This is a genomic window from Hoeflea sp. TYP-13 (genome assembly GCF_040932035.1).
Classification (GTDB): Bacteria; Pseudomonadota; Alphaproteobacteria; order Rhizobiales; family Rhizobiaceae; genus Hoeflea_A.
This window is the reverse complement of the sequence record NZ_JBFRBB010000001.1, coordinates 1,147,363-1,172,753: the sequence shown is the minus strand read 5'-3', so window position 1 is coordinate 1,172,753 and position 25,391 is coordinate 1,147,363. Positions and strand designations below refer to the sequence as shown.

The window sequence follows — 25,391 nt, the reverse complement described above, 5'->3', positions numbered from 1 at the left end:
CTTCTGCATGTAGGATCAGATGGTCGAAATCGTCGAAACCGCATGGGCAAAGATCAACCTTGCCCTGCATGTCACGGGGCAGCGCGAGGACGGCTATCACCTTATCGACAGCCTGGTTACATTTGCCGATATCGGCGATGTTCTTTCCTTTGAAACGAGCAACAGCGACAAGCTGACTGTAAGCGGCGCATTTGCCGAGCTGCTGTCGGCAGATACGGACAATCTCGTCGTCAGGGCGCGTGACCTTTTCAGACAGGCAGCAATCGAACGGGGACACTCAGTCGCCCCAGTTTCCATACATCTTGAAAAGAACCTTCCCATCGCCTCCGGGATCGGCGGAGGATCGGCGGACGCTGCTGCCTGCATGCGCGGCCTTGCGCGCCTGTGGAATATTCCTGACCGCAATCTCGACATTGGCGGCATCGCGGCCGGCCTTGGCGCCGATGTTCCCATGTGCCACGTCTCGGAGCCGCTGATCGCGCGCGGAATTGGAGAGGATATAGAGCCGGTGAAATGGCTGGCCCCGTTTTCCATTGTCCTGGTCAATCCGCTCGAGACGGTCTCAACGCCCCGGGTCTTCGGTGCCCTTGGCAATAAAAACAACGATCCACTGAACATTCAACCGGCCAACGGCGACCTGAACGAATTGGTGCTGGCGCTGCAAAATACGCGCAACGATCTGGAGGAACCGGCAAAAAGGCTCGCGCCGGTCATTGGCGAGGTCATGGCGGCGCTTGCCGAATGCCAGCCGCTTTTCCAGCGCATGTCGGGTTCTGGGGCAACCTGTTTCGGAATATTCCACGATCCGGTCGCCGCACGCCTTGCAGGCGATGCGCTTCGTGATAAATATCCCCATTGGTGGGTGCGTTCAGGCATGACCCGCACCGCATCATGACAGCGTAGAGCTAATCTGGAGTTGCCTTGATGGCCAGAATCGATGAATCGCGCCCCTTTATCCCAGTCAAAATCGCAGTACTGACGATTTCGGACTCACGCAGCCTTGATAACGACAAATCCGGTTTGACACTGGCGACACGTATCGAGGAAGCCGGCCACGTTCTGGCAGCGCGGGACATTGTGACCGACGATACGGACAAGATCGCCGCGCGCGTGAAGGGCTGGGCGGACGATCCGGAGATCGATGTAGTAATCACGACCGGCGGGACCGGCTTTACCGGACGCGATGTGACGCCTGAAGCCATAACCCCCCTTTTCGACAAGCAGATGGATGGGTTTTCGGAAGTCTTCCACCGCATCTCCTACGACAAGATCGGCACATCGACCATCCAGTCGCGGGCAACCGGCGGCGTTATCAATGCGACCTATGTGTTCGTGCTGCCGGGCTCTCCCGGCGCCTGCAAGGACGCCTGGGACGGCATCCTGAAATACCAGCTCGACTACCGCCACATGCCGTGCAATTTCATCGAGATCATGCCGCGGCTCGACGAGCACCTGAAACGCGGGAAGTGATTGCCGACTGCAGATCCAATCACGAAGGGGTCCGGATATCCTTGCCGGTCCCTCCAGTTTCCCGATGCATTATCAGGCGCACTCCGCGCTGCCATGTCAGATAAAGCCACAGCCAGTGCAGCATGACGAACAGCCGGTTCTTGAAACCGATCAGAAAATAGACATGGGCCGCACCCCATATGAACCAGCCCAGCAATCCCTTCAATTTCAGTCCGAAGATGTCCGCGACGGCCCGGTTCCGGCCGATGGTGGCCAGTGCTCCCGCATCTGAATAGTGAAACCCTTTGGAAGGCACCTGCCCCCTGGCCAGCTTAGCCAGCCGGCGGCCGACATAGATTCCCATTTGCTTGGCCACCGGCGCTATTCCCGGCAATACAACACCGTCGGCCTTGTGCATGGCTGTATCACCGATGACATAGACGTTTTCGAGACCTGCAGGCCTGAGCGTTGCGTCAACCTCAACATGCCCGCTGTTGGGAACCGGCAGCGCCAGCCATCGGCCTGCGGGTGATGCCTGCACACCTGCCGCCCAGACCACGGTCTCGGCTGCAATATCCCCTTGATTCGTGGTAACACGCCCCGCAGCGATATCGGTCACCATGGCGCCGGTGCGCACCTCAACGCCCAGTTCGCCCAGATCACGTAAGGCGCGCGATGACAGACCTTCGGCAAAAGACGGTAACACGCGCGGCCCGCCTTCGAGCAGGATGATCCGGTTCTGCTTGCCGTCAATGCGCCGGAAATCGCGCATGACCGAGAAGGACAATTCGGCGATGGCGCCGGCCATCTCCACACCTGTCGGTCCCGCACCCACCACCACGAAGGTCTGAAAACGCTTGGCTGCCTCCGGGTCATACTCGACCACAATTTCAGCTTGCTCAAAGGCCATCAGTATCTTTTCACGCAGGCCGAACGCATCGTTCAGTGTCTTGAGCCCCGGGGCAAATTTTGCCCAATGGTCCTTGCCGAAATAGCTGTGCCGTGCACCCGTGGCGATGACCAACGCATCGTACGACACGGCCCGACCGCTTTCCGTCATCACCTTCTGCGCATATGTGTCCACGTCCACAACGCGGTCCATCAAAACCTGCGCGTTACGCTGTCTGCGCAGCACATGGCGGATCGGCACAGCGATTTCGGCCGGCGTCAGCGCCGCCGTCGCCACCTGGTAAAGAAGCGGCTGGAACAGGTGGTGATTCTGCTGGTCGATTATCGTGATCGTCACGGGTGCCCTTGCAAGTTCCTTCGCCGCCGACAGCCCTGCAAAGCCGGCCCCGACAATGACGACGTGCTTGAGGGGCTGGGACATGACCGCTGTCTTCCTTTTGCGTGAGAATCATGGGCCGGCGTGACCCGCATCCACATATGTATTCGTGGTTGCATTCCTTCCAGTCAAGACTTCCGCGCGGATAGCCGATCTCAGCTGTCCTTGCCTCCATTGGCCCCAACGCCGAACAATGGGACGGCGGCCAGATAGTACGCAACGCCGATGAAACCGGCTCCACCGATAATGTTGCCGACCGATACGACCGCCAGATTGTACGCACCACCCAAAACGGTCACGCTCTCTGGGTGATTTCCCAAAAGGGATATGGTGAACACAGTCATATTGGCAATGCCGTGTTCGAAACCGGCCGCGACGAAAGCAAACAGGCACCAGAATATCAGGATGCACTTGGTTGTGTCGCTCTTTGTCCGGGCAGACATCCAGATTGCCAGGCATATGAGCCAGTTGCAGATAATAGCGCGGGCAATGAGTTCGACGACCGAGCTGTTCATTTTGGCTTCGGCCACCTGATGAACCAGCGATGTCTGGTCGTTAATCCATGCGTTGCCGCCGCCCATGACAACCAGAATGGACAGCATCATCGCGCCGAAAAGATTACCGTACCAGCAGAAGATCCAGTCCGTTATCACTGTCAGCGCGCCGACTTTCCGATAGAAAAACCCAAAGGTCATGTACATGATATGGCCGGAAAACAGCTCGGCACCGGCAAAAATGATCAGCGTCAGTGTGATGCCGAACAGCGATCCCATTATGAGTTTTTGCGATGCGGCTTCAGCCTCGTGGCCGAGTGTCAATATGAGAACGATCCCGACGCCGACATAGGCCCCGGCCATCATGGTAAGGATAAAAAAGCCAAGCGGATTTCGCCTGGCGTAGTTGATCTTGCTGACTGCAATGTCGGCAAACTGTTCTGAAATGTCGCGATGCAAAAGAAGCACCTCCGTGATGGCCTGGTGTGTGTATCCCACTGCCAATCCGGAGTATCGAGCGCGGGTAATTACAAACCATCGCGCCCCATCCAGCTTCCAATCGTTCAGTCGATCGGCGGCATTTTTTCCTATTTCAACCTTGGATACCGGCCGCCGTCAATTCTCCTGGAGTACAACCAGGCTGCAACCGGCTCGGTGCGCTTAAGTGAAATGGGTGATCTCGCGTGAGAAATTTCCGTTGAACCATCGAATATTCGGCACATGCCACGGCACTGTTACCGGAACTTAGCAGGCAGGCTTGAGAACGCGCAGATCGTATTATTCATGGCGACTGTCGGTGTTCCGACTTCGATTTTGTCGACCCGATCGAGCATGGCTTTCAGAACTGCCGTCATCTCGATCAGGGCGAGATGCATTCCGATACACATGTGAATGCCGGCGCCAAAACCAAGGTGCCGCCGGTTGTTGCGGCTGATATCGAATGTGTCAGGGTTTTCAAACACACGCTCGTCCCGATTTGCGGATGCAAACAGCATCATGACCCGGGCGCCTTCGGGTATTTCAACGGAGTCTATCGTTACAGGTTCGGTCGTGCGCCGTGAAAATGTTCGTACCGGCGTTCCCATACGGACAGCCTCGTGTATCGCATTCAGCACCAGATTTGGATTTTCCTTCAGCTTTTCCCATTCGCCGGGATTGCTGCCCAATTGCCATATCAGGTGACCGATTGCCGAGATCGTCGTATCGAGACTGGGATTGATATAATCGCGAACTGCAAATGGCGTCAGATCGGGGTCGATACCGCCTTCTTTCTCAAGATCGAAAATTCGCCTAATCCAGCTGCCGGACTTCACTGTATCGCTTGAGATGCCGTCACTGATGAATTCCCGCATTTCCCTGATATCGGCAACAGCGTCCCTCCCCCTGCCATTTTGAACGCCAAGGACGTTGAAAGCCGCGGCCGCCCATTTCAGCATGTTGGATTTACCGAAGTCCGGAAGTCCCACCATATCGCGCACAATCGTCAAAGGCAGATACTGGGCGAGGTCGCTCACAGCGTCAAAACCGTCTCTCCCCGTCAGAGACGCAACAAGTTCATCCGCCATCTGCTCAATATGCGGGCGGATTTCTTCCAGCGCATCGGGCCTTAATGGCGGAGCCATGGCGTTGCGCAGTTGTGTATGTCTCGGCTGATCGGACGCAACCGTGTTGCCCTGAAGAAATTCACAGCCGAACCGGTCGGCCGCCACGCCGTGCCCACTGCAAAAGCGCTCATGGTCGCGAACCGCCTCCCTTACTTCCCTGGACCTGGTCAGCGCGTAGTTTCCGTGAACCGGAAGCCACACAACCGCGCCGAGTTTGCGCATCTCGGCATATCCCGGCCAGGGATCGGCAATGAACTCATCCGAATAGAGATCAATTTCGCAAACTGGAGCCTGTGTCACTTGTATTTCCCAAAAACGTTCTTGCCTGCATACATTAACAATGATTAAATTCGTTTAGCAATAATAAATTATTGCGACGCAGAGACACCTGGCACGTTGAAGGCCAATCGCCGCGTTCAAAACAAGCGGCGAGACAAAACCCATGGAGGAGCCAATGAAGATTATTAAGAACATTCTGTACGGCGCAGCAGCTGTGCTGCTAACGGCAGCGGCAGCAGACGCTGCGGATTACAAGCTGACCATATCGAGCTGGGCACCGCCTGCGCACGGGCTGAATGCCCAGATGTGGCCGAACCTCATCAAAATGATCGAGGAAGCAACCGACGGCAGGGTAACGGCAGAGGTGAAGTACAATCTGGCACCGCCGCCAGCGCAGATGGATCTCGTTATCGACGGTGCTGCCGACATGTCCGTGATCTTTCACGGCTATCAGTCAGGCCGGTTCTCGGCGACAAAGCTGATTGAATTGCCGGGCTATGAAGGCAATGCCGAAGCCGCATCCGTCGCCTACTGGCGCGTCCATGACAAATACCTGGCAAAGGCGGACGAACACCGGGGTGTCAAGGTGATTGGGCTGCATACGCACGGACCTGCCCATCTGCATTCGAACAAGAAGGTGACGTCGCTTGACGGCATTGACGGGCTCAAGGTGCGCGTTCCGGGCGGGGTCGGTTCGCTGGTGGGAGAAGCGCTCGGTGCGACCGGCATCAAGGTTCCGGCGCCGAAAGTCTATGAAACGCTTGCTTCCAATGTGGCAGATGGAGTCGTGATGCCGTTTGAAAGCCGCGGCGGCTTCAAGCTGACAGAGGTTGCAAAGAACGTCTACGAGATGCCCGGAGGCCTTTATCGCGGCTCCTTTGCATTCATCATGAACCAGGAGGCCTTTGACAGCCTGCCGGAAGACCTGCGAAAGGCGCTGGATGAAAAAGTGTTCGGAGAGCCGGCCAGCCGCATGGCCGGTGCCGTTTGGGACAACATTGATGCGCGCGGCCGGTCCCTGACCGAGGAAACCGGCGACAACTCCATCAACATGGCGAACGATGCCGATGTGGCAGCGTATGAAGCCATCACCGGCCCGATCGTCGCTGGTGTTCTGGAAGAGGTCTCGGCAAAAGGTGTCGATGCCAAGGCGGCTCAGGAAATGATTGCGGCCGAGATGGCAAAGGCGAACTAAAAGCGCAGCCGTTGGCCGGGGGACCTGCAAGGCACTTTCGGTGCCTTGCAGGTACTATCGGGATGTATTGCCGAGTTCCTTCGAAAGGGAACTTGCGGCATCTTTCAGCGCTTCCGCGATTTCGCCGTCAGGATCGGTGTCGAATTCCTCGATCCAGCCCAAAGACGTCAAGGCCAGCGCCAGCCTATCGTCACGATCAAAGACGGGTGCACTCAGCGAAGCAATGCGCGGCAGCAGATCTCCGTCCACGCGGCCCAGTCCCGACGACATTGTCTCGGCGCGGATCTGTTCGATCTCGTTGCCTGTCCTCGTCTGTTCACGCTGGCCGACCGCTTCCACCTGCCCCGCATTACCCCAGGCCAGGAAGACCCTGCCGGTCGCCGAGGTAAAGACAGGCAGTATGAGACCGGCCCGAACCTCCACGGTAACTGGTCTGAAACCTTCAAAGTAACGCACGATCGTTGCTCCATGGCTGCCCCATACGGCAACAAAAACCGCCTCCCCCGTTTTGTCGCGCAATGCTTCTGCGGCGCGGCTTCCCAATGCGATCGTGTCCAATCTGCGCAGCGCCGACATACCCAGATGCAAGGCGAACGGACCGAGATCGTAGTTGCCATTGCTGTTTTGGCGAACGACTGCGGAGCGGACGAGCGAAACAAGGTAATGATGTACCTTTGACGGAGGCATGCCGCACAATTCCGACAGCTCCTTGACCGCCAGCGGACGGTCGGCCTCCTCCATAACCCGCAAAATGGCGAATGCGCGGTCGACCGACTGCACGCCTTTGCGTGTATCTATCTGCCCGCCATTATTTTCACCCGGACTTTGATCTCTGGTTGCCAAATGCACACTTTCCATTGTTTCTTCGTTTGGAATTCGATTCACATTGTAATCGTAACCAACGGAATTCGTTGCCGCAATTGCCTGCCGGCCGCGCGCGGTCTCATCCCCGGCTGATGCGGCGAGCGCAGGCCCGGGTTTTAAATTTCATCGAAACTGCCGGAGCGGCCGCGGCCCGACGCAAAACGCGACGCACCCCTTTCCGCTTCTTCAAGCACCGGTTTTTCGCCTTCAACGCCTTCCAGGCGCAATGCATCCTGCAGGTCCATGCCCCATTGCCGGTGGGCAGTCATCCGGTCTGTGCGCAGGCATGTCTGTGGGAACCTGGCAAGGTCGTTTGCAAGGGACATCGCCTCCTCCAAAGCCTTTCCTTCCGGCACGACACGGTTGGCGAGGCCGAAGCTTAATGCTTCCTCGGCCCCGACCGGGCGGCCCGTCAGGATCATGTCCATGGCGCGGCTGTGGCCGATGAGCCGCGGCAGCCTGACGTTGCCGCCATCGATCAGCGGCACACCCCAGCGGCGGCAGAACACTCCGAAGACGGCAGAGAACGCAGCGACACGCATGTCACACCAAAGGGCTAGTTCAAGTCCGCCCGCCACCGCATAACCCTCTACGGCTGCAATGACCGGCTTTGAAAGCAACCGGCGAGTCGGGCCCATCGGCCCCTCGCCTGTCGGGTCATACTCGAGAGATCCGGCAGACACGGCCTTGAGGTCGAAGCCGGCGCAAAATGTTCCGCCCTGCCCGCACAGAACCGCAGCGGCCTGCGTGTCATCGGCATCAAATTCATCGAACGCGGCAAGCAGCAGTGCGCCTGTCTCCGGATCGACCGCATTGCGGCTTTCCGGCCGGTTGATCGTCACGACCGTCACCGGACCGTGCCTGTCGACAATAACCTTGCTGCCCATCGGATGCTTCCTTTTCAGTCAGTCGCTGGTTGCGTTGCGGCCGCGATGCTTGCATTGCCTCCGGACGCGGTCAACGCGGGTGGACAAAATAGCGCGTGAAGCAATCACATATGGCCTCCGTTCCTGATGACTGTCTTGCATTTCAATCCACAGTCTCCATATTTGTTCTTGCTATGTTCTCATTCCTTTGTTAGGAATAAATTCACAAACCAATTTCAAACGGAAGGGTGCTCCGATGAGCGAGCTGGATCATTTCAGGCAAAACGCCCTTGCCCCTTCGAACAGGGCCGATGTCGCCGACGCGCTTGTCGCACGCTCCGGCATGCGCATCGACATCGACCGGCGGCGCGGCCGCGGTGCCGGTATCAACCCAAGCGGACGCTTCGAAAACAAGTCCCGTCAGATATTTGACGATGGCTGGGAAACGCTCGAGGATCTGCCGGCCTTCCGGACCGAGGTTCAGGTTGAAAAGCCGCGCACAATCATCACCCGTAACACGTCACCCGACATTTCCTTCGACCGTTCCATCAATCCGTATCGCGGCTGCGAGCACGGTTGTATCTACTGCTTTGCGCGTCCTACCCATGCCTTCATGGGCCTTTCGCCGGGGCTTGATTTCGAATCGCGCCTGTTTGCCAAGCCCGATGCACCAAAGCTGCTCGAGCGGGAACTGGCCAAAGCCGGCTACAAGCCGCGGGTGATCGCCATCGGCACCAATACGGACCCCTATCAGCCGATCGAGAAGAAGTGGCGAATCATGCGCCAGCTGCTCGAGGTGCTCAATGCCTGCAATCATCCGGTCGGCATCGTGACGAAATCCGCGACTGTGCTGCGCGACATCGATATCCTTTCACAGATGGCGGAAAAGGACCTCGTCAAGGTTGCCGTGTCCGTTACGACGCTCGACCGCAAGCTTGCCCGCTCCATGGAACCGAGGGCTTCGACACCAGTGCGGCGGCTGGAGGCGATCCGCAGCCTTTCGGACGCCAGCATTCCGGTCGCCGTGATGGCATCGCCGGTCATTCCCGGCCTCAACGACCACGAGATGGAGCGTATTCTCGATTCGGCAAAGGCGGCCGGCGCCTGTACGGCGAGCTATATCCTGCTGCGCCTGCCGCTCGAAGTCAGCCCGCTGTTCAGGGACTGGCTCTTGCGCCACTATCCCGACCGCTATCGCCATGTCATGTCGCTGGTGCGTTCGATGCGCGGCGGCAAGGATTACGACGCTGATTTCAACAAGCGCATGAAAGGCAGCGGGCCCTATGCCTGGCAGTTGGCACGGCGCTTCGAAATTGCCACAAAGAAGCTGGGTCTGGACAGGAGATGGCGCTCGCTGCGCACCGATCTGTTCACACCGCCGCTCGGCATGGGGGTGCAGCTCAACCTTCTTTAGAAACAACGCCTTTCGCCATGGCCGTTTTCCCCGACCGGCCATGGCGACGTCTCCCTCCGCAAAGCCGCAGCCGAGTTCCCGCCGCCCGTGCCTCACATGGGAATTCGGTCTTTCGGGAGCGAATGATCCGGGTTCTGCCGTCCGGACAATCGCCTCCCCGAGGAGGGACTTGCAGGGGGTCGGGTGGGCGTGCGAGTTTGCCGCAATGTCTCGCACCCCACCTGATTCTCGCAAGAAGAGGACCGCCGCCAACAAAACGGCGGCAAAGCAGGCCGAGCTGTTTCTTTTGCCTGCAGACCGGCCTGACTATTGCCTGGAAATCGAGGCCGGAGCACCAGGGCGGCCTGTTGCCGGCGCGGATGAAGCCGGGCGTGGGCCGCTTGCCGGACCGGTCGTCGCGGCAGCCGTCATTCTCGATCCTGAAAACATCCCGCCGGGGCTCGACGACTCGAAGAAACTGACGGCGAAAAAGCGGCAGAGCCTGTTCGATCTCATTCTTGCCACAGCCGAGGTCGCGGTAGCTTCTTCAGGCCCCACCCACATCGACCGCACGGATATCCGCAAGGCAAGTCTCGATGCCATGCGCCGCGCGCTTGCCGCCCTTCCGCGCCTACCCGAATATGCACTGATCGACGGACGCGATGTTCCGCCGGGTCTTCGTTGCCGCGCAAGAGCGGTCATCAAGGGTGACGCGCGGTCTTTGTCGATTGCCGCCGCATCGATCGTCGCCAAGGTTATGCGGGACCGCATGATGGAACGCTCAGCGGCGGACTTTCCCGATTTCGGCTTCGACAAACATGCCGGCTACGGAACCGCCGCCCACCGCAAGGCAATTGCCGATAACGGCCCCTGCTCCTTGCACCGAATGAGTTTCAGACCGATGCGCAGCGATCCATAGCGCGTCGATCAAGCGGGCTGAGGTGCCGCCTCGCGCGATTCCCGGTGGGCGATGAAGATCGACGCCGACACGATCAGAAGCGACCCAAGCCATAAATTGCCCGTCGGCACAAACCCGAAGACGACCCAGCCGGCCACGACATTGAGCGGCAGCTTGAGATGATCAAATGGCTGCACATAAGCCGCATCGGCCTTCGCATAGGCCCTGACTATCAGGAACTGCGCGATGATTGTCAGCAATCCTGCGGCAATGATCAGCCCGATCGCCATGGAGCCCGGCACGGCGAAACCGCCGGATGAGGCCGCCAGACCGGCATTGATGGGCGTCAGCAATAAAAGCATGTAAAGCGTGATTGTTTTCGACGATTCGTCTTCCGTCAGCCGCTTGGTCATCAGCGATGTCGCGGCCCAGAAAACTGCGGCGGCTACCGGTAACAATGTCGCGGTGGAAAATGCATCGGACCACGGCGCCAGAATGATCATGCCGCCGGCAAATCCTGCAAGGGTCGCCATCCACCGCGCCGGCCCGACACGCTCGCCAAGCAGCAAACCGGCACCAAGCGTTACAAAAAAAGGCGACGTCATGATTAGGGCAATCGCCTGCCAGATCGGCACGGCAGCAAGTCCGGCAACCCAGAACTGTACGCCAATGGCAGCCAGCACAACACGAACGATATGCGCTCCGGGATTGGCCGTCTTCAGAACGCCCAGTCCCGTGCGAACGATCCACGGCACGCCGCAAAGCATGGCGATAAGATATTGCCAGAAGGCCGCCGACGTCGATTGCATTCCGTACCGCATGGTGACCGCCTGAATGCTGACATTGACCAGCGCAAAGGCGGCGCCGGCGGCAACCATATAGAACGCGGCTTCCAGCGCAGGATTGCCGGAAATGAATTTAGCGTTTTGGAGAAGTGTTTTCTGATTCATCACTTGTTCCTTTTAAGAACCTAGAGGAATCAGGGCATACAGGCATGACACACAGTATTCCGCAGCCGGAATACGTCCGTGTCCTGACCCGCTCTCTTCCATCCGGACTATGACCGTCGGCTTCGGAATCTCACCGAATCTGCTGACCCCGGTCTTTTGGACCGGGCGCTCGCGGGCTTCGAGGTATTGGGCGTTGAACAGCCTTCAACCATCGTCACCGCCGGTGGGGAATTTCACCCCGCCCTGAGAACGATGCATCACAAAACCTTGCGATGCGTTTCCAGCGATAAACCAACTGTCCCAAAAAAGCAAAGGCCGGGGAAACCCCGGCCTTTGAAACTTCGATCAGGAACCGTGGATCAGTTCAGCCGCTCTTTCAGCTCTGCAACGGATGAATCGAACAGTTCGCCGGCCGTTTTGGCGTCGGCCTTTTCGGTGATCAGCGTCTCGGCAGCGGACACCGCAATATCCACGGCCGAGCGGCGAACCTCATTGACCGCCTCGGCTTCGGCCAGGGCAATCTTCTGCTCGGCCATTGCCGTGCGGCGCGTAACATATTCTTCCGTCTTCTGCCGGGCTTCGGCAACCAGGCCGGCAGCCTCATGTTCGGCAGCGGCGATCAATTCACCGGCTTCCTTCTCGGCATCCTTGCGCTTGCGCTGGTACTCGGCCAGGAGCTGCTGTGCTTCCTCGCGCAGACGGCGTGCCTCGTCGAGTTCGTTGCGGATCTTGTCGGCCCGCTCGTCCAGCGACTTGGTCAACATGCCCGGCACTTTCAGATAGGCGATCAGGCCCAGGAAGAGGATGAGGGAGACGAAGGCCCAAAAAGTGGCGTCCATTATTCTCTCCCTTCCGCAGCAGCCTTGACGGCTGCCGTGAGCTTGGCTTTCGTGACGGTTCCACCAATCAGCTGCTTGACGATCGCAGCCGTCGTATCGGCGGCAATCGTGCCGACTTCGGCAAGCGCCTTGGTCTTGACCGCCGCAATTTCAGCCTCGGCCTTCTCGAGCTTGCCGGCAACCTCGGCCTCGACCTTGGCACGCTCCGCATCGGCGTCCGCCTTTGCGGCGTCGCGAGCTGCCTGGGCAATCTCGTGCGCCTTGGACTTGGCGTCGGCCAGTTCCTGCTCATAGGTGGCGAAAGCCTGATCGGCTTCTTCCTTCAGGCGGTTGGCCTCGTTGAGATCCTGAGCGATCCGGTCACGACGCGTTTCCAGAATGCTGCCGATACGCGGCAGCACGACCCGCGACATGAACAGGTAGAAAAAGCCGAACGTAATGACCAGCCACAGAATTTGCGATGCAAATGTGGAGCTGTCAAAGGGCGGGAAATTGCCCTCTGCCGCATGTTCAGCAGTTTCAGCAGTGGCTGCGTAGGCCGCTGTCACTAGCATGGTTGCCTCCAAAATAGTTCCGCTACAACCGGAGCAGTTTCATCGCCCGGGCGCTGCGGTTCGACTTCAAGAGCGGTGACCTTCAAAAAGATCGGCGCCGCTCCGTGGCCACCCCCTTAGGCGTGGCCAGATGCGCCAGTCCGAAATGAATCAGACAGCGAAGAGGAGGAGCAGTGCAACGAGCAGCGAGAAGATGCCCAGAGCTTCCGTAACGGCGAAGCCGAAGATCAGGCGACCGAACTGGCCGTCAGCTGCTGAAGGGTTGCGCAGAGCGCCGGAAAGGTAGTTTCCGAAGATGGTGCCGAGGCCAATGCCTGCACCGCCCATGCCGAGACAGGCAATGCCTGCGCCGATGAATTTTGCTGCGTCCGCTTCCATAGTAAACTCCTTCGAATGGGATAATTGCGGCTATTGGACTGGCGGCATCGCCGCCAATTTCTTCTCCTAGTGACCGGGGTGCAGGGCGTCGTTGAGGTACATGCAAGTCAGCACCGCAAAGACATAGGCCTGCAGGAAGGCAACCAGAAACTCAAGACCGGTCAGTGCGACCGTCATGATCAGGGGCAGGATGGCGCCGCCGACGCCGAGTGCGCCAAGCGCACCAAGCGAGGTCACAAATCCTGCGAAAACTTTGAGCGTGATGTGTCCGGCAAGCATGTTCGCAAAAAGACGAACCGACAGGCTGATCGGACGGGACAGGAACGAAATGATTTCGATCGCCACCACCAGCGGCAGCAGCACGCCCGGAACACCGCTCGGCACGAACAGATTGAGAAAGCCGAGGCCGTGCTTCATGAAACCGTAGACGACAACCGTCCCGATAACGAGCATGGCGAGCACAAAGGTCACGATGATATGGCTGGTGACGGTAAAGAAATACGGGAACATGCCAAGAAGATTGGCAACGAGGACGAACATGAAGAGCGAGAATACCATCGGGAAAAAGCGCATCCCGCCTGACCCCGCCCCGTCCCTGAGCATTGATGCCACAAATTCGTAACACATCTCTGAAACGGATTGCATGCGGCTCGGAACCATGCCGCGATTGGAAGTCGTCAGAAACAGAAATCCTGACGCGACCGCAACCGTCGCAACCATGAACAGCGACGAATTGGTGAATGAGAAATCGAGACCGCCAACTTCAATGGGAATGAGTTTGCTGATCTGGAACTGGTGGATCGGATCGTTTGCCACCGGATGCCTCTCTCGTTGCGCCGGCCTGTTCAGCCATCGGCGTTATGGTTGTCCTTGTCGTTCTTGCCGGGCATGCGGTTTTCCGCAACCAGACCGGCCGAACGCATAACATTCAGTACCCCTGCGACGAACCCCAACAGAAGAAAGACGATCATCCCCCAGGGCGTTGTCCCCAAGAAACGGTCGATCAGATAGCCAAGAAGCGTTCCGACAAATATCGCGGCGACAAACTCGGTCGAAAGCTGAAACGCCTTGGCGTAGGACGACTTACCCGCCCACTCAGATTCCTTATCCGGTTTGTCCGCCGGACGACGGGAAGCGAGCTCTGCTTCCAGCTGCCTGCGGCGCTCTTCCAGACTACCGGCCTGATCTTTCCGCTCGCCATCATCAGGAGCAGGATCATCTGATCCTCCGTTTTGCGCTGGTTTTCTCATGAAAGTCGCGCTCCACACGATGCCTGACGAACTTGAACGGGACCGTTCCGAAGTCGCGCGCAACATAGTTTTACGCCCATGCCAAGTCAAGGCGGCTTCGGAACCGAATAACCCATCAATAAAATGTTTAAAATCAATATCTTATTAATATTTTCGCGAATCTTCAGACTTAAGTGTCAAAGAATCACGCTGCATTGCGGCACTTTGACCGTTGCCGTGGCCACGCACACACCCTTTTTAAGGGTCCGCGGGCGGGTGGATTCGGCCTTCGGCGCAGGTCTGTTTCAGCAACACCGCAGCACCGGTAGCTTCGCGGCAAAAAAAGCCTCGCTGAGTTCCAACATTTTTTCTCTGGAGGGCGTCAGAAGATAAACGATATCCCAACGTTCCGTTATCGCATCCGTGCCGATGACCGCCAAGCCGAACTTGCCCTCAAATTCGTCTTTGAACCGCAACGGTAAATCACTGCCATATCCGCGCCAGTGGTAATGGCTCTCGGGAACCGCCCTGCCAAATTCAAACGTCTCGACGCTGGATGCGGTTACGGGCACGGTGATCTGCAAGACGCCCTGCGGCTTCAAGATACGGAAAAGCTCGCGCATAGCGGCAAAGTCATCCTCGACGTGTTCCAGCACGTGATTGGCCACAACCCAGTCGTAGCTGTCATCCGGCCGGTCAATATCGGACATATCGAGACTGTTTACCCCTTCGAAGACCGAAATCTCATACTGCCCAAACCGCTCCTTTGGCGCACCAGTATCCTGTGAAAACTGCAGCACGGACGTTTTTGACAACAGCTTGTCAGGCATTGCGTCATAGACTTGCCTGATAATGCGATGCCGCTCAAGTGACGAGCAGGTCATGCACCTTGGTTTTTGGCCGTTTTTTGCCAGCCTACCAGACGGCCCGGCCTTGAAAGCCGTTCCGCCACAAATGTTGCAAGTCGCCATATATCTCTCCGACGAATCTGTTCCAAACTGTACGATCAGCAGGAAAGTATGTCAGGTGATGCACTATTGAAAGGGGTGGAGATCAGCTCCAGCCGCCACCGCGAGTGCGGTAGAATATATGAAGGCCGATGCGGCCGACCTTATTCATCGTGCGTGCCCATTTCGGCCGCACATAGGTGGCGTGATAGTGGGTCGAGGAGCCGACTTCCTTTAGCCAGATCTTGCCTGCGGTCACTGCCATCGACACATCCTTGGCGACAGACCAGTGCCGCCGGGAGCGGACCCGGTCGCGCACGCCGTCACAGGCAAAGGAAAACTGGCAGCGATTGCGCCAGCGCTTGTTCTGGTAGACGACACCGCAGATCGTATTCGGATAGGCCGGATTGCGTACCCGGTTAAGGATGACCTGTGCAACCGCGGCCTGTCCCTTAACCGGCTCACCGCGGGCCTCGAAATAGACACCCGAAGCAAGGCAGCGCTGTTCGCTCGAGGTAAAGACGTGCGGCGGCAATGCCTTGCCCGCCCAGGCGTGGTCGTTTTTCGGGATCGGAGGCAGAAAGCGTCCCTCATTGTCATCCTGCAGCACCGATGCGAATGGCGAGTTCTTGGCATAGTTCGGCTTTTCCGGCGCATAGGCGGTCGCCAGGACATCAGCCTTGTCGTTTGTGACCAGGCTGGCAAGCATAACCGGCACTTTGTTGAACTCTTCCTCGTCGAGCTTCGGATGGAAGGCCGTTGCGATCTGGACTTCCTGGCCCTTGATATCGGGATCGACGAAAACCATTTCGAGGTCACTGGAGTTCACAGGTGTGGTGACCATGCTGCGCCGCTCGAGGATGGAACCGGCGGAGAAATTCTTTGGCGGAGCGACCGGAACGGAGCTGGTTACCCGCCCGCGTTTTTGGCCACGTGTTATACGCTCTTCATCGGGTACAACATTCCTGGCACCCTTTTTGGCGCGAAAAGCGATTGTGCGGCCATCAGGTGTCTTGAGACTCGCATCGCTGACGGTCGAACCGGTGGTGATCGAATCGGTGAAAATCAGCTCGGCACTATGGATGGACCCGGCCGGAGCATCGGCCAGGTAGGTCTGCCAGCGGGACTTGCCGCTGTTTGCACCTGACATCAATCCGGCAATGTCGGAATATGCCGTTGCCGATGTTGATACAAAAAAGGCCAATGCTCCAAACGCAAGCGGAGCCGACCAGCTGCGGTCAAATTGTGCGAGCTGGCCTAAAGAGGCTAATCTCTGACGCAATACCCTACTCCAACGCACCCATACCGAACACAATTGTTCGGATGATGGAGTATTAACCTTTATGGAGCGTTAATCGGGCAAACCCCCAAATTTTTGTGGTTGCCGGATAAATAATTGTTTCACACGTGTAGTAATTGGTCAGGAGCGGTCGGAACTAACGCCGTTTCTTGCGTGGAGCGAACGGGTTGTCACCCTTGCGATATGACATGCGCACCGGCACGCCCGGCAGGTCAAAATCCTCGCGCAATCCGTTGATCAGATATCGCGTATAGGACGCCGGAAGCTTTTCAGGCCGCGTGCATGAAATGACGAAACCGGGCGGTCGCGCCTTTATCTGCGTCATGTATTTGAGCCGGATCCGCCGGCCCGACACTGCCGGCGGCGGATGCTGGACCTGCATGGTCTCCAGCCAGCGGTTGAGCCTGGCAGTGGATATGCGGCTGTTCCAGACTTTGTGGGTATCGACCACGCATTGCATCATACGGTCGAGGCCGGATCCGGTCAGCCCGGAAATCGGAACCGCACGGATTCCACGAACCTGCGGCAGCAACCGTTCGGTCTTTTCACGCAGCTCGGCCAGCGCTTCCTGCCGGTCCTCAATCTTGTCCCACTTGTTAAAGACGATGACCGGCGCCCTGCCCTCGCGGATCACCAGATCGGCTATCTGCAGATCCTGCTTTTCGAACGGCACGTCCGCATCCAGCACAATAACCACAACCTCTGCGAAGCGGATGGCGCGTAGCGCATCGGCGACCGACAGCTTTTCCAGCTTTTCCTGAACCCGCGCCTTGCGCCTCAGGCCGGCCGTGTCGAACATCTTGATACGGCGCCCCTTCCAGTCCCACTCGACAGAGATCGAGTCGCGGGTAATGCCGGCTTCCGGCCCGGTCAGCAGACGGTCTTCGCCAAGAAAGCGGTTTATGAGAGTTGATTTTCCCGCATTCGGGCGGCCGACGATGGCAACGCGCAGCGGCTTGCTCTCGTCATATTGAGGCTCTTCTTCTTCGTCCTCGCTGTCGGATTGCGGCAGATCAACATTGGTGACCGCCTCCTCGTCCTCGGTGGGAAAGGCCCGTTCCTCGCCGATTGCCTCGACGATGGCGTCGCGAAGATCAAGCATGCCCTCGCCATGTTCGGCGGAAACCGGGCACGGTTCTCCAAGTCCCAGCCGGAACGCATCGTACAAAGCGCTTTCGGAGCCGCGCGCTTCGGCCTTGTTGGCAACGACCACGACGGGTTTTCCGCGCTTGCGCAGGATTTTCGCCAGTGTTTCGTCAGCCGGCGTCAGACCCATCTTCGCATCAATGAGAAACAGCGCCAGATCGGCTTCCTCGATGGCGGCCTCCGTTTGGGCACGCATCCTGCCTTCCAGAGTATCGGGTCCCGATTCCTCAAGGCCCGCCGTGTCGATTATGCCGAATTTAAGATCCACAAGACGGGCATCGCCCGGACGACGGTCCCGGGTAACACCGGGCGTGTCGTCAACAAGCGCGAGCTTGCGGCCGGCGAGCCGGTTGAACAGCGTCGACTTGCCGACATTGGGACGCCCGACAATGGCAACTGTAAAGCTCATGGCTATCTCGTTTCTGGCTCACGCAAGGCAATCCGTCAGGATTGCTGCCCGGCATTTCCGCTGGCTGCGATAACGTCAAGCATGATCTGCGCGCGCTGGGTGACACCGGCCGGAACGCCGGTATCGCCGATAATCTGGTCGAACCATTTGCGTGCCTGGATAAACTCGCCCGCTTTCCACGCGGCAAGCCCAAGCGCCTCGCGGGCCGAATGGCGCATCGGGTTGTCGGCAACGCTCAGGCTCTCGACCTGGGCAACGACTTCGTCATAGGAACCATAGTCGACCAGCAGATAGGCAGCCTTGATGCGCGCTATATCGCTAATGGCGGCTGGAACGCTGCGATCGTTGCCGATGGTGGAAAAATCGGAAATGGCCGCCTGATGATCGCCGGTATCCGCCAGCACCGTTGCGGCGCGCATGCGCGCCAGCGCCGGATAGGACCCGTAGCCGTCCTTTTCGAGTGCACGCAGAGCGGCCAGAGCCTCGTCCTGTCGTCCCTCGCGCGCCAGATTGAGCGCAGCCAGAAAAGCGTCGCCTGACTTCGAAGCCTGCGATTTCGTCCAGTAATCGTAACCACGATCCGCCGCGGTTCCGACAACAATCAGCACAGCAATGCCGATGATGTACTTTCCGAACCGTTTCCAGATCGATTTCATCCGGTCGGAGCGCAGCTCCTCGTCGACTTCACGGATAAAACTGTCGTCAGACATATAATATACCGGCTGAACCGGCCCTCAACTCAGCGCGGGTGACTGTCCGCGTCAGTACTTTGATTGTTCAGGCGGGCCTTGTAGCGGATTTTACGCCGCATGTAAGGGGAAATGTAAAAATTGGGCGAATTAGCGCATTTCCGGCTCAAAGAACCACCGGTGGAACGCCGAAAAGCCATTCGTGCAGTTTCCATACGAACAGGAGATAGACCACCAGCCCGGCGACACAGGCTACGACATCATTTCGCACCGGTCCCGCCTCTGAGGGCTGCTCCTGACCGGCAGGCACTCTTCGCTTGACCGATATCCGGTCCGCTATCGCCCAGATAAGGAAACTGCCGAACAGAAGCACCGATGCCAGATCGCCATTTGCAAGCAGATGACCGAAGGCCCAAAGCTTGATCGCGAGCAGCATAGGATGTTTGACGGCCGGTTTGATCTTGCCCGCGGGCATGCCGTAGACGGCGAGAAGGATAAAGGAAAGCAGCATCAGCAGCAGTGTGATGTGGCTCATCCACAGCGGCGGTGCATAAAGAACCGGCGCAACAATCTGCGCGAGCGAAAACCCCCAGATGATCAGTCCAAACCCGACGATCGAAACAACCGTGTAGATTCCCTTCCATGTGTTTTCACCGCGCTCGGCGATCAGACGCTCGCGAACACCCGGCGCGAAAATCCTGACGGAATGCATGCCTAAGAACAGGATCAGTCCCAAAATAAGAATGAACATATAATTCCCCTCGTGCTTTCTCGCGCGGACTAGGCATTCGCTTAACCGTGAAGCTGATCAAAGCTTGCGCCGCATCGGCAGGATACCTAGCATATCAACATGGCGATCGATCTTGAAATTGCAAGAAAGAGACTTGCCCAACGCAAGCTAGAGCTCGAAGAGTTATCAAAGCTTTCCGAGGAGGCTCGCTCCACTGTCACATTGGACCAGCAGGCCGTCGGGCGGCTGTCGCGGATGGATTCCATGCAGCAGCAGGCCATGGCCGAAGCTCAGGAACGGCAGCGCCAGCGGGATCTTTTGCGCATAGAAATGGCCGAACGACGAATAAAAGATGGGGATTACGGCTTCTGCGTCGAATGTGACGCCGAAATCCCGGACGGTCGCCTTGAAATCGACCCAATGGCCGAAAAGTGTGTTCACTGCGCCTCGTAACCCGAGGTAAATCTTGCAGTGGTAATACCCTATAATTTGCCGGATCAGTTCCGGATATGTATCGTCATCACGCGGTCGTCATGAATTGAAATATTCGCGTGATAGTGTTGGTTGTCTTGATGTTGAATTGTTCCATGCTGAAACCTTACCAGGCCATATTTATTACATTCCTTGCCGCCACTATTACTCAACCCGCATTTTCCGAGGACAAAAAACACAAGCAACTGGTCATCGTTTCCTTCGACGGAGCCCACGATAACAACCTTTGGGAAAAGAGCCGGGCGATTGCACAGCGCACCGGTGCGCGCTTTACGTATTTCCTTTCATGCACGTTCCTGATGACCAAGGGCCAGAGATGGGCCTACCAGGCGCCCGACCAGAAAAAGGGCCGCTCGAATGTCGGGTTTGCGCATACCAAGACGGAAGTGCGGGAGCGCCTCAACCACATCTGGGAAGCTCGTAACGAAGGCCACGAGATCGGCAACCATGCGTGCGGCCATTTTGACGGCAAGAACTGGAGCGCCGCCGAATGGGTCAAGGAACTGACAGCATTCAAGACAACCCTCAAAGCGGCCTGGCGCAGCGCCGACGCAGCCGAGGACGAGCCGGCAGGCTGGGAAGCTTTTGCACGCAACGACATCACCGGTTTCCGTGCGCCCTACCTTTCCACCAGCGGTCATCTGAGCGCGGCATTGCGGGAGACCGGACACACCTATGATGCAAGCGGCGTGTCAAAGGGCCCGTCCGTGCCGCGGATCAGCAACAGGCTCAGTGCTTTCGATCTGCCGCTCATTCCGGAAGGTCCGCGAAACAGGCGCGTGATTGCCATGGACTACAATATGTTCGTGCGCCATTCGGGCGGCATCGAAAACGCCACGAAGTCGGAAATATACGAAGAACGGGCCTACAACGCATTCCGTCGCGCCTTTGACCGGCAGTATAACGGCCCGCGCAGACCGTTGCAGATCGGGCTTCATTTCGTCGAGATGAATGGCGGCGCCTATTGGCGCGCCATGGAGCGGCTGCTGACGGAAGTGTGCGGCAGCGAGGATGTTGCCTGCGTAACCTACAGCGAAGCACTCGACACCCTCAAAGCACGCAAGAGCGGCGGAGGCGGCGCGTAACGCACGGCGCCTTCCGGTTTTCTAGGGCCGTTCTGCCTCGATTGCCGAAGCCAGAGGATCCGATGACGAGTCGATCCGCGCCAGATAAGCCTCATCGATTTCCGGAAGCGGTTCGTTGCGGATGGCCGCCTCGAAAGCCTTCAGACGCTTGTAGATCGACAGCAATTCGACGATCGTCGTCCATGAATTGACGAGATACTGGAACGATGTGCTGACCTGACTGAATGCGGTGAGAATCTGCTGAATGAGACCCAGGGTGATCTTTCCCGCCGCAATTGTCGGAATGAGGATAAAATAGGCGAAAATGTTGTCCGCCTGCAGATAGAATCCGCGCGCAATATTGAAATACATGTAGTGGAAGTAGAGGCGAAAGTAGTTTTTGCGCACGTTGTTGAAGAGCTCGGCGACAGTCGGCGGTTGAGCACGGTTCTCGTCGTCTTCGCCGTAAACCAGCTCTTTACGGTAAGCCGCTTCGACGCGCTGGTTCCTGAATTCCAGGCCGGGCAGTTTTATGCCGACCAGCGACAGTAAAACCGTTCCGAACAGCGACCAAAAAACCGCCGCGGTAAACAGTGGCGATGGAATGGCTCCAATAATTGGCAACTCGCTAACGTAACCTGAAAGGCTCCACAGAACGGGCAGGAATGCAAAAAGGGTCATCACGGCGTCGACCATTGACACTCCGAGACCTTCCATGATGCCCGCAAACCGCATCGTATCCTCCTGGACACGTTGCGAAGCACCTTCGATATGCCGGACTTCAGCCCATCTGGACATATAATAGTCGTTCATCGCCGTGCGCCAGCGGAAGATATAGTGACTGACCAGAAATCTGGTCGCCACAAATACGGCCATCGCCATGAATGCGATGTAGCCGAAAATAAGGATCAGGCTGTAGAGGTCACCCGAGGTAACGTCCCCCTCTCCTTCCAATGCCGCCTGAACTGTATCGAAGAACGGCCTGCGCCAATTGTTCAAAGCGACAGATACCTGGACCGAGAAGTAAGTCGAAAAAAGGATGAGCGCGGAGCCAAGCACCGACCAGATGAACCACGGATGGGGCGAATAGCGGTACCAGAAGGTCGCGAACACAGCCACGACAACCGCGTAGTACAGGTAAAACCAAAGAAAGCTCTGAGTCCAGAAGTACCGAATGCCGACCACTTGCCCGTCGTCCGGAGCAAACTCAAAACCCAGAGCCGTGCCTAATTCGGTCCCATAAATATACCAAACAAGGGCTGACAACAGAGACCATATGACGGCCGAAAGAAAAAACAGTTTGGGTTGGGGGAAGAAAGATTTGAACAAGGTAGGTCTCGCTGTATTCGCCGTTTTTCTTGTCTCGACGGCCGCGGAGTGCCGATCCGCCTGCCCTTAACACAAATTACATGGGGGAAGTACTTATGGCCTGAAGCCTTCCGTGGCACATCAATTTTGCGTGCCCGGTTCGTGCGTTCTGGCCATAATGGCCAAAAGTGCGGCAACCACAAGCGCTAATGCGGCAACCATGCTGCCGGAAGTATAGTTGCCCGAAAGGTCGGCCAGATATCCGGCAACCAGCGGACCGATGATCTGACCGGTGCCGAAAGCCGCTGTCATGATGGCGATGGCCCGGCGCTGGGATTGCGGGGCAAGCATGCGTCCGACGTTCAGGCCGTAGGCCGTGACGGCGACAAATGTACCGCCAAGCAGCATCCCGCCAATGAACGGTCCCGCCGGCGACGGCATCAACACGCTTGCGGCCACACCGAATGCCTCGACAAGGCAACCGACAGTAAATGTTGCGATCAGGCCAAAACGCCGGCGCAGCGGCGCCCAAAACAGAACCGAAGGACCGGCGGCGATGCCCGTTGCCAGCCAGACCCATCCCTCAAGCACGGATTGCTCCTGCCCGGCCCTGACAATCGCCACCAGGAAGGTCGCGGTCACAATGTAGCCGATGCCGAACAGACCATAGGCCACCGTTATCAAAACCAACGGACGGTTCCACTGCAGCAGCGGCTCCTTGTGGCCGTTGGCACCTCGAACAGGATCCGCGCGAATGAGGATTGCCGCGGCGATCGAGCCGACAAAGGCCACGATCGCCGATGCGTACCAGCCGACGGCCCAGTGGGACTGCGTCTCAATCAGCGCCACCAGCAATAGCGCCGATGCGCCAAGTCCAAGCCCCACACCACTGAAATGAAGCGCCTGCAGACCGCTGCGGCCTGCCCTGTCGAAATGGCCGAAGATGATGGTCGTGCAGAAAATCATGACAAAGGCGCTGGCGATACCGGCGGCAAACCGGATGATCGAAAGCGTCACCACGCCGCCGGCAAACGGCATTGCGGCCAGCAACACTGTAGTGGCAACCAGACCTGCCACGAACATCACGCGTTCGCGGCCCGCGGCCCAACCATAGGCCGCGAGGATGGCCCCGAGCAGATAGCCGACATAATTCGCCGAGGCGATCAGTCCGGCATCGGCCGGGCTTAGATGCAAGCCGTCCATCAATTGCGGCAGAAGCGGCGTATAGACAAAACGCCCGATGCCCATTGCGACGGCCATTGCGACCATGCCGCCAACGGCCAGGCGAACAACCGACGGCTGGCGGTGCACACCGGATTGCTCCGATTCGGCTTGGCTTTTGTCCAATAACATGCTGCGAGCTATGGCATTCCCGAACGCCCCACGCAAGACAGGTTTCAACCACACCCGCTTCAGGTCAATGCAGTTAAAATCTTGACTGAAAATCGGATCCGGCCTTGACAGGGCATATAATTTAACATTATTGTTATTTAACTAATGAGGTAAATAATGAACGTCCAAAACATATTCTCGGCTTTGTCGGACCCGACCCGGTTTGCCATTGTCGAACAGCTTCTGGAACAGGGCGACCAGACAGCGGGCTCCCTTGCGGAACCTTTCAACATTTCCAAGCCCGCAATATCGCGCCACCTGAAAGTACTGGAGGAAGCCGGGGTGATCGAACGAAGGATCGACCGGCAGTTCCGCTCTTTTCGTGTGCGCCCGCAAAGCCTGCGCAGCCTCGACGACTGGATCGGCCGGTATCGCAGGTTCTGGCAGACATCATTCGACAGGCTTGAAAAAGTGCTGACTGACAAGAAAGATGAAGAGGAAAAAAAAGATGACGACCGTGATTGACGATCAGGTTCTGATCATTGAACGAACCATCGCCGCATCGCCCGAAAAAGTCTTCGATGCCTGGGTCAACCCCGAACTGCTGGTGCAATGGTGGGGGCCTGAGGGCATGTCCATTCCGAAACACACGCTTGATGTACGTGAAGGCGGAGCCTGGGAAACCACCATGCGCAACGCGGAGGGCGGCGAGGTTGTGGTCTCCGGTGTCTACAAGGTCATTGAAAGCCCGAACCGCCTTGTCTTTACCTGGGCCTGGACACAGCCGGACGGAACGCGCGGCGAGGAAACCGAAATTTCGGTGACGTTCGACGCCGTTGACGGCGGCACAAAGATGACTCTCGATCAGCGCACATTCGCCGAGGTCGAAAACCGCGACAGGCACGGAATGGGCTGGCAATCAAGCTTCAACTGTCTCGACAAACTCTTTGAGTAAGGAGAAATTCGATGCACAATCATTCTATCGTATCCCGCGAGGAATGGCTGAAGGCACGCGTCGCGTTGCTTGAACGCGAGAAAGCCTTCACCAAAGAGCGGGACGCCTTGAGCCACGATCGGCAGGAACTGCCCTGGGTCGAGGTGACAAAGGACTATTCCTTCGACACAGCTGACGGCAAAAAGACGCTGTCGGATCTTTTCGGCGATCACAGCCAATTAGTGATCTATCACTTCATGTATGGTCCCGATTGGCAGGTCGGCTGCAAGAGCTGCTCTTTCTGGGCCGACAATTTCGACCGTAATGTGGTGCACCTGGCGGCCCGTGACGTGACGCTGGTTGCCGTATCACGCGCACCGCTTGAAACGCTCGACGCATTCAAGAAACGCATGGGCTGGAATTTCGACTGGGTGTCTTCGCTCGAAAGCGACTTCAATTATGACTATGAGGTCTCCTTTACCGACGAAGCCCGGGAAAAGGACGAAATTCGCTACAATTACAGATCCAGCAGTTTTCCGGCCAATGAGGCTCCCGGCATCAGCGTTTTCATAAAGGACGAAGACGGAAGGATCTACCACACCTATTCGACTTACGGACGGGGCCTCGACATGCTCAATGCCGGCTACCATTATCTCGACCTTGTCCCGAAGGGCCGGGACGAGAACGGTCTGCCCTACCCGATGGACTGGGTGTGTCTGCGGGACGAATACGGCAAATCCTGAGAATTATTTGCAGGCAAATT

General features: G+C 57.6%; 28 protein-coding genes and 1 riboswitch. Of the genes, 10 read left to right on the top strand and 18 right to left on the bottom strand.

From position 1 onward, the window contains the following. Nucleotides 1–19 precede the first annotated feature (19 nt). A complete protein-coding gene (locus ABVT35_RS05485) occupies nucleotides 20–895 on the top strand; it encodes a 4-(cytidine 5'-diphospho)-2-C-methyl-D-erythritol kinase (RefSeq protein WP_368465273.1) in 876 nt (291 codons plus the stop codon). Nucleotides 896–924: 29 nt separating this feature from the next. After that, nucleotides 925–1,470: a molybdenum cofactor biosynthesis protein B gene (moaB, locus tag ABVT35_RS05480; protein ID WP_368465272.1), complete on the top strand. Its 546-nt coding sequence runs from the start codon at nucleotides 925–927 to the stop codon at nucleotides 1,468–1,470. 19 nt (nucleotides 1,471–1,489) lie between these two features. Here moaB and ABVT35_RS05475 read toward each other — a convergent pair whose 3' ends face one another. From ABVT35_RS05475 to ABVT35_RS05465, 3 genes are all read right to left on the bottom strand, one after another. Next, a complete protein-coding gene (locus ABVT35_RS05475; RefSeq protein ID WP_368465271.1) occupies nucleotides 1,490–2,779 on the bottom strand; it encodes an NAD(P)/FAD-dependent oxidoreductase in 1,290 nt (429 codons plus the stop codon). 110 nt (nucleotides 2,780–2,889) lie between these two features. Beyond that, nucleotides 2,890–3,726: a formate/nitrite transporter family protein gene (locus ABVT35_RS05470; protein ID WP_368465270.1), complete on the bottom strand. Its 837-nt coding sequence runs from the start codon at nucleotides 3,724–3,726 to the stop codon at nucleotides 2,890–2,892. 236 nt (nucleotides 3,727–3,962) lie between these two features. Beyond that, entirely contained in the window at nucleotides 3,963–5,132 is a 1,170-nt protein-coding gene (locus ABVT35_RS05465; RefSeq protein WP_368465269.1) for a cytochrome P450, read from the bottom strand. A 154-nt stretch (nucleotides 5,133–5,286) separates the two neighbouring features. Between ABVT35_RS05465 and ABVT35_RS05460 the strand changes: the two genes are divergently transcribed. After that, nucleotides 5,287–6,306, top strand: coding sequence for a TRAP transporter substrate-binding protein (locus tag ABVT35_RS05460; RefSeq protein WP_368465268.1), 1,020 nt, complete (start codon nucleotides 5,287–5,289; stop codon nucleotides 6,304–6,306). Between the two features lie 54 nt (nucleotides 6,307–6,360). Here ABVT35_RS05460 and ABVT35_RS05455 read toward each other — a convergent pair whose 3' ends face one another. Both ABVT35_RS05455 and ABVT35_RS05450 read right to left on the bottom strand, forming a co-directional pair. After that, nucleotides 6,361–7,149: an IclR family transcriptional regulator gene (locus tag ABVT35_RS05455; protein ID WP_368465267.1), complete on the bottom strand. Its 789-nt coding sequence runs from the start codon at nucleotides 7,147–7,149 to the stop codon at nucleotides 6,361–6,363. A 137-nt stretch (nucleotides 7,150–7,286) separates the two neighbouring features. Beyond that, nucleotides 7,287–8,057 (bottom strand): crotonase/enoyl-CoA hydratase family protein, encoded by a 771-nt coding sequence (locus ABVT35_RS05450; protein WP_368465266.1) that lies wholly within the window; start codon nucleotides 8,055–8,057, stop codon nucleotides 7,287–7,289. A 235-nt stretch (nucleotides 8,058–8,292) separates the two neighbouring features. Here ABVT35_RS05450 and ABVT35_RS05445 point away from each other — a divergent pair, with 235 nt between their 5' ends. Both ABVT35_RS05445 and ABVT35_RS05440 read left to right on the top strand, forming a co-directional pair. Next, nucleotides 8,293–9,450, top strand: coding sequence for a PA0069 family radical SAM protein (locus tag ABVT35_RS05445; RefSeq protein ID WP_368465265.1), 1,158 nt, complete (start codon nucleotides 8,293–8,295; stop codon nucleotides 9,448–9,450). A 205-nt stretch (nucleotides 9,451–9,655) separates the two neighbouring features. Beyond that, on the top strand, nucleotides 9,656–10,348 hold the full coding sequence (locus ABVT35_RS05440) for a ribonuclease HII (protein WP_368465264.1): 693 nt from the start codon (nucleotides 9,656–9,658) through the stop codon (nucleotides 10,346–10,348). 8 nt (nucleotides 10,349–10,356) lie between these two features. On the opposite strand, the gene ABVT35_RS05435 is transcribed toward ABVT35_RS05440, so the two are convergent. The 11 genes from ABVT35_RS05435 to ABVT35_RS05385 all read right to left on the bottom strand — a co-directional run bounded on the left by ABVT35_RS05435 (nucleotide 10,357) and on the right by ABVT35_RS05385 (nucleotide 19,519). Next, nucleotides 10,357–11,277: a DMT family transporter gene (locus tag ABVT35_RS05435; RefSeq protein ID WP_368465263.1), complete on the bottom strand. Its 921-nt coding sequence runs from the start codon at nucleotides 11,275–11,277 to the stop codon at nucleotides 10,357–10,359. 86 nt (nucleotides 11,278–11,363) lie between these two features. Continuing rightward, a riboswitch (FMN riboswitch) is annotated at nucleotides 11,364–11,532 on the bottom strand. 104 nt (nucleotides 11,533–11,636) lie between these two features. Then, nucleotides 11,637–12,116, bottom strand: a complete 480-nt coding sequence (locus ABVT35_RS05430) for a F0F1 ATP synthase subunit B (protein WP_368465262.1) — start codon at nucleotides 12,114–12,116, stop codon at nucleotides 11,637–11,639. Then, entirely contained in the window at nucleotides 12,116–12,670 is a 555-nt protein-coding gene (locus ABVT35_RS05425) for a F0F1 ATP synthase subunit B (protein ID WP_368465261.1), read from the bottom strand. Before ABVT35_RS05425 ends, ABVT35_RS05430 begins: the two co-directional genes overlap by 1 nt. 150 nt (nucleotides 12,671–12,820) lie before the next feature. After that, a complete protein-coding gene (locus ABVT35_RS05420) occupies nucleotides 12,821–13,048 on the bottom strand; it encodes a F0F1 ATP synthase subunit C (protein ID WP_099865238.1) in 228 nt (75 codons plus the stop codon). 66 nt (nucleotides 13,049–13,114) lie between these two features. Continuing rightward, complete coding sequence (locus tag ABVT35_RS05415; RefSeq protein ID WP_368465260.1) at nucleotides 13,115–13,864, bottom strand: F0F1 ATP synthase subunit A; 750 nt, start codon at nucleotides 13,862–13,864, stop codon at nucleotides 13,115–13,117. Between the two features lie 29 nt (nucleotides 13,865–13,893). Then, on the bottom strand, nucleotides 13,894–14,298 hold the full coding sequence (locus ABVT35_RS05410) for an AtpZ/AtpI family protein (protein WP_368465259.1): 405 nt from the start codon (nucleotides 14,296–14,298) through the stop codon (nucleotides 13,894–13,896). A 284-nt stretch (nucleotides 14,299–14,582) separates the two neighbouring features. Continuing rightward, complete coding sequence (locus tag ABVT35_RS05405; protein WP_368465258.1) at nucleotides 14,583–15,248, bottom strand: class I SAM-dependent methyltransferase; 666 nt, start codon at nucleotides 15,246–15,248, stop codon at nucleotides 14,583–14,585. A gap of 82 nt (nucleotides 15,249–15,330) precedes the next feature. Next, nucleotides 15,331–16,428, bottom strand: coding sequence for a cell wall hydrolase (locus ABVT35_RS05400; RefSeq protein ID WP_368466275.1), 1,098 nt, complete (start codon nucleotides 16,426–16,428; stop codon nucleotides 15,331–15,333). Nucleotides 16,429–16,660: 232 nt separating this feature from the next. After that, complete coding sequence (gene der, locus ABVT35_RS05395) at nucleotides 16,661–18,079, bottom strand: ribosome biogenesis GTPase Der (RefSeq protein WP_368465257.1); 1,419 nt, start codon at nucleotides 18,077–18,079, stop codon at nucleotides 16,661–16,663. Between the two features lie 35 nt (nucleotides 18,080–18,114). Next, nucleotides 18,115–18,789: a tetratricopeptide repeat protein gene (locus tag ABVT35_RS05390; RefSeq protein WP_368465256.1), complete on the bottom strand. Its 675-nt coding sequence runs from the start codon at nucleotides 18,787–18,789 to the stop codon at nucleotides 18,115–18,117. Nucleotides 18,790–18,934: 145 nt separating this feature from the next. Continuing rightward, on the bottom strand, nucleotides 18,935–19,519 hold the full coding sequence (locus tag ABVT35_RS05385; protein ID WP_368465255.1) for an NnrU family protein: 585 nt from the start codon (nucleotides 19,517–19,519) through the stop codon (nucleotides 18,935–18,937). Nucleotides 19,520–19,618: 99 nt separating this feature from the next. On the opposite strand from ABVT35_RS05385, the gene ABVT35_RS05380 reads away from it, so the two are divergent. Then, a complete protein-coding gene (locus ABVT35_RS05380) occupies nucleotides 19,619–19,951 on the top strand; it encodes a TraR/DksA family transcriptional regulator (protein ID WP_368465254.1) in 333 nt (110 codons plus the stop codon). Nucleotides 19,952–20,085: 134 nt separating this feature from the next. Then, nucleotides 20,086–21,075, top strand: a complete 990-nt coding sequence (locus ABVT35_RS05375; protein ID WP_368465253.1) for a polysaccharide deacetylase — start codon at nucleotides 20,086–20,088, stop codon at nucleotides 21,073–21,075. A 21-nt stretch (nucleotides 21,076–21,096) separates the two neighbouring features. Here ABVT35_RS05375 and sbmA read toward each other — a convergent pair whose 3' ends face one another. Together sbmA and ABVT35_RS05365 are read right to left on the bottom strand one after the other, a co-directional pair. Beyond that, on the bottom strand, nucleotides 21,097–22,383 hold the full coding sequence (gene sbmA / locus ABVT35_RS05370) for a peptide antibiotic transporter SbmA (RefSeq protein ID WP_368465252.1): 1,287 nt from the start codon (nucleotides 22,381–22,383) through the stop codon (nucleotides 21,097–21,099). Nucleotides 22,384–22,503: 120 nt separating this feature from the next. Next, nucleotides 22,504–23,631, bottom strand: coding sequence for a YbfB/YjiJ family MFS transporter (locus tag ABVT35_RS05365; RefSeq protein WP_368466274.1), 1,128 nt, complete (start codon nucleotides 23,629–23,631; stop codon nucleotides 22,504–22,506). Nucleotides 23,632–23,871: 240 nt separating this feature from the next. On the opposite strand from ABVT35_RS05365, the gene ABVT35_RS05360 reads away from it, so the two are divergent. From ABVT35_RS05360 to ABVT35_RS05350, 3 genes are read left to right on the top strand one after another with little or no spacing between them, the layout of a single operon-like run. Beyond that, nucleotides 23,872–24,219: an ArsR/SmtB family transcription factor gene (locus ABVT35_RS05360; RefSeq protein WP_368465251.1), complete on the top strand. Its 348-nt coding sequence runs from the start codon at nucleotides 23,872–23,874 to the stop codon at nucleotides 24,217–24,219. After that, nucleotides 24,203–24,649, top strand: a complete 447-nt coding sequence (locus tag ABVT35_RS05355) for an SRPBCC domain-containing protein (RefSeq protein ID WP_368465250.1) — start codon at nucleotides 24,203–24,205, stop codon at nucleotides 24,647–24,649. The genes ABVT35_RS05360 and ABVT35_RS05355 overlap by 17 nt, the downstream gene beginning before the upstream one ends. An 11-nt stretch (nucleotides 24,650–24,660) precedes the next feature. Continuing rightward, nucleotides 24,661–25,371 (top strand): DUF899 domain-containing protein, encoded by a 711-nt coding sequence (locus ABVT35_RS05350; protein ID WP_368465249.1) that lies wholly within the window; start codon nucleotides 24,661–24,663, stop codon nucleotides 25,369–25,371. The last annotated feature ends 20 nt before the right edge of the window (nucleotides 25,372–25,391 follow it).